A 1,155-nucleotide genomic window follows, 5' to 3' on the forward strand; every position below is an offset into this window, starting at 1 on the left:
GTCGGATAGGATCATCGCCTCGTCTTGGTCATGCGTGACGTAGATGAACGTCGTCCCGGTCTCAGTATGGATTCGCTTGAGTTCCTCGAGCATGTGATGGCGGATTTTGAGGTCGAGCGCCGCGAGTGGCTCGTCGAGCAGCAGCACTTCGGGCTTGTTCACGAGGGCTCTCGCCAAAGCGACACGTTGCGCCTGTCCGCCGCTGATTTCACCGATCCAGCGGCTCCTGAAGTCCTGAAGCTGCACGAGCTTGAGCATCTGGTCCACTTCGTCGTTGACCTGATCCTTGGAATGACCTTTGAGGCGGAGGCCGAACGCGACATTGTCGAACACGTCGAGATGTGGGAACAAGGCGTATCGCTGGAAGACCATGTTGACGGGGCGGCGCTCCGGCGGAATGGCGGTGACGTCCTTTCCATTGATCACTACATGACCGACCGTTGGATTCTCAAAGCCCGCGACGATACGCATGAGCGTCGACTTTCCGCATCCGCTAGGTCCGAGCAACGTGAGGATTTCTCCCTTCTTCACGTTGAGATTTATGTTGTCCAGGGCGGTGAAGGTGCCCCATTTCTTGGTGATGTCATTGAGTTCTACGATGTTGTTCATCTGAATTCCCCTGTCATTCCGTTATGCGAGCGGCGACGGCGCGCTTGCGTTGCATCCACATGGCTGCGCCTCCGGCGGCCAACACCAGGATCGACAGAACCAGCGCCAGCACGCTGGCGGCGTTGATCGATGGGTCGACAGTCCGGCGCAGCATGGACCAGATGAAGAGCGGCAAGGTGGTGTCATTGCCGCTGACGAAGACCGTGATGATGAACTCGTCGAACGACAGCGCGAAAGTCAGGATCGCCGCGCCGACGATGCTCGGCAACAGGATCGGGATCGTAACCAGCCGAAACGTCTGGAACTGGTTTGCACCGAGGTCGCGCGCCGCTTCCTCCAACGACTCGTCAAAGTAGGTGATGCGGGAGCGCATCGTTTCCACGAAGAACGGCAGCGTGAACAACACGTGGGCGATGGTCACCGTCACGAGCGACCTCGGAAGCCCGATCTGGGCGAATAGCGTCACGAGCGCGATGCCGAGGAAGAGACCCGGCAGACCGATCGGCGCGAAGTTTAGCATCTCGAAACTCTGCCGGAAGGAACCCC

General features: G+C 59.0%; 2 protein-coding genes. Both read right to left on the reverse strand.

Going from position 1 to position 1,155, the window contains the following annotated elements; genetic code table 11:
• Positions 1-609, reverse strand: a 609-nt coding sequence (locus EOA13_RS37180; protein WP_127298049.1) for an ATP-binding cassette domain-containing protein, incomplete at its 3' end; no start/stop codon positions are given.
• Between the two features lie 13 nt (positions 610-622).
• Positions 623-1,155, reverse strand: a 533-nt coding sequence (locus EOA13_RS37185) for an ABC transporter permease subunit (protein ID WP_127298050.1), incomplete at its 5' end; no start/stop codon positions are given.

It is taken from the genome of Mesorhizobium sp. M7A.F.Ca.US.011.01.1.1, from assembly GCF_003998295.1.
Taxonomy (GTDB): domain Bacteria; phylum Pseudomonadota; class Alphaproteobacteria; order Rhizobiales; family Rhizobiaceae; genus Mesorhizobium.